This is a genomic window from Bacteroides sp. 2_2_4 (assembly GCF_000157055.1).
GTDB classification, from domain to species: domain Bacteria; phylum Bacteroidota; class Bacteroidia; order Bacteroidales; family Bacteroidaceae; genus Bacteroides; species Bacteroides ovatus.
On the sequence record NZ_EQ973374.1, the window covers coordinates 24,798 to 27,624 of the forward strand.

General features: G+C 55.0%; 3 protein-coding genes. All 3 read left to right on the forward strand.

Translation table 11 applies throughout. From position 1 onward, the window contains the following. On the forward strand, window positions 1–102 hold a 102-nt coding region (locus tag BSCG_RS29160; RefSeq protein ID WP_004315125.1), incomplete at its 5' end, for a DUF4134 family protein. Window positions 103–112: 10 nt separating this feature from the next. Beyond that, window positions 113–445 carry a DUF4133 domain-containing protein gene (locus tag BSCG_RS01920; protein ID WP_004291514.1) on the forward strand — a complete coding sequence of 111 codons (333 nt, stop codon included), beginning with the start codon at window positions 113–115 and terminating at the stop codon, window positions 443–445. Beyond that, window positions 442–2,827 (forward strand): TraG family conjugative transposon ATPase (locus tag BSCG_RS01915; RefSeq protein WP_008777433.1); only part of this gene is annotated, 2,386 nt, incomplete at its 3' end. The genes BSCG_RS01920 and BSCG_RS01915, both read left to right, overlap by 4 nt.

The following is a 2,827-nucleotide window of genomic DNA, read 5'->3' on the forward strand; positions in this document are numbered from 1 at the left end:
TCATCGGGCGACCCCGACACCAGCAAGACAGCCGCCTCGTGGTTCGGCGCGTGCATCTTCCTGATTGTTGCCGCCACCATCCTGCGCTCATTCTTCCTTTAATAAATAATGTATGGCTGAATACCCAATCAACAAGGGTATCGGCCGTCCGGTAGAGTTCAAGGGCTTGAAGGCACAGTACCTCTTCATCTTCTGCGGAGGTCTGCTGGCTCTCTTCGTCCTGTTCGTCATCCTCTACATGGTCGGTATCGACCAGTGGATATGTATCGGCTTCGGCGCGGCATCGTCCTCCCTCCTTGTATGGCAGACCTTCGCGCTGAACGCCCGGTACGGTGAACACGGGCTGATGAAATTAGGAGCGGCACGGAGCCATCCCCGATACCTTATCAACCGGCGGCGGATAACCCGTCTGTTCAAACGACAACGAAAGGAAGAAAGACAATGAGGAATACATCGAAAATGACAACACTGGAAAACAGGTTCCCACTTTTAGCGGTGGAGCATGGCTGCATCATCTCAAAGGACGCCGACATCACGGTGGCTTTCGAGGTGGAACTACCGGAACTTTACACCGTGACGGGTGCGGAGTACGAGGCGATACACAGTTGCTGGTGCAAGGCTATCAAGGTGCTGCCGGACTACTCCGTCGTCCACAAACAGGACTGGTTCATCAAGGAACGCTACAAACCGGAGCTTCAGAAGGACGACATGAGCTTTTTAAGCCGCTCTTTCGAGCGTCACTTCAACGAGCGTCCGTACCTGAAACACACCTGCTACCTCTACCTGACCAAGACAACAAAGGAGCGTAACCGGATGCAGAGCAATTTCAGCACGCTGTGCCGGGGACATATCATCCCGAAGGAGCTGGACAGGGAAACCACGACCAAGTTCTTGGAAGCCTGCGAACAGTTCGAGCGCATCATGAACGACAGCGGGCTTGTCAGGCTGCGCCGCCTCTCCACCGATGAGATTGTGGGTACTGAGGGAAAGACGGGACTTATTGAACGCTACTTCTCGCTCATGCCGGAAGGTGACACCACCTTGCAGGACATCGAGCTTTCGGCAAGGGAGATGCGCATCGGCGACAACCGCCTGTGTCTGCACACCCTCTCCGACGCGGAAGACCTGCCGGGCAAGGTGGCTACCGACACCCGTTACGAGAAGCTCTCCACCGACCGGAGTGACTGCCGACTGTCATTCGCCTCCCCGGTGGGGCTTCTGCTCTCCTGCAACCATATCTACAACCAGTATGTGCTGATAGACAACAGTGAGGAAACCTTGCAGAAGTTCGAGAAGTCCGCCCGTAACATGCAGTCGCTATCTCGCTATTCAAGGAGCAACAGCATCAACCGCGAGTGGATAGACCAATACCTGAACGAAGCCCATTCCTACGGACTGACCTCGGTACGGGCACACTTCAACGTCATGGCGTGGAGCGACGATGCGGAGGAACTGAAGCATATCAAGAACGACGTGGGCAGCCAGTTGGCAAGCATGGAATGCGTGCCGCGCCACAACACCATCGACTGCCCGACACTCTACTGGGCGGCGATACCCGGCAATGCGGCGGACTTCCCGGCGGAAGAGAGTTTCCACACCTTCATCGAACAGGCGGTGTGCCTGTTCACAGAGGAAACCAACTACCGCAGCTCGCTCTCGCCCTTCGGCATCAAGATGGTGGACAGGCTCACGGGAAAACCGCTGCACCTTGACATCTCCGACCTGCCCATGAAGCGAGGTATCACGACCAACCGCAACAAGTTCGTGCTGGGTCCTTCGGGCAGCGGCAAGTCTTTCTTCATGAACCACCTCGTGCGCCAATATTATGAGCAAGGCGCACATGTGGTATTGGTGGACACGGGAAACTCCTATCAGGGCTTGTGCGGCATGATCCGACGCAAGACAGGCGGAGCGGACGGTGTGTATTTCACCTACACGGAAGATAAGCCCATCAGCTTCAACCCGTTCTACACCGACGATTACATCTTCGACGTGGAGAAGAAGGACAGCATCAAGACCCTGTTGCTGACGCTCTGGAAGTCGGAGGACGACAAGGTGACAAAGACGGAGAGCGGCGAGCTGGGCAGTGCCGTGAGTGCCTATATTGAGCGCATCCAATCCGACCGTAGCATCGTGCCGTCGTTCAACACCTTCTACGAGTATATGCGTGACGACTACCGCAAGGAACTGGCACAGCGTGACATCAAGGTGGAGAAGTCCGACTTCAACATCGACAACATGCTCACCACCATGCGGCAGTATTACCGGGGCGGGCGTTACGATTTCCTGCTCAACTCCACGGAGAACATCGACCTGCTCGGCAAGCGGTTCATCGTCTTCGAGATAGATTCGATTAAAGAAAACCGCGAACTGTTCCCCGTCGTGACCATCATCATCATGGAAGCCTTCATCAACAAGATGCGGCGGCTGAAAGGCGTGCGGAAACAGCTTATCGTGGAAGAGGCTTGGAAGGCCCTCTCATCGGCGAACATGGCTGAATATCTGCGCTATATGTATAAGACGGTCAGAAAATATTACGGCGAGGCAATCGTGGTGACGCAGGAGGTGGACGACATTATCAGTTCTCCGGTGGTCAAAGAGAGCATTATCAACAACTCGGATTGTAAAATCCTGCTTGACCAAAGGAAATATATGAACAAGTTCGACCAGATACAGGCGTTGCTCGGACTGACGGAAAAGGAGAAGTCGCAGATACTCTCCATCAACATGGCGAACAACCCTTCACGGCTCTACAAGGAGGTGTGGATAGGCTTGGGCGGCACGCAGTCGGCGGTCTATGCCACGGAGGTCAGCGCGGAAGAGTATC

What these genes read in the sequence shown, in the direction of transcription:
- BSCG_RS01920 (WP_004291514.1), top strand. Translation starts at nt 113, where the DNA reads ATGGCTGAATACCCAATCAACAAGGGTATCGGCCGTCCGGTAGAGTTC.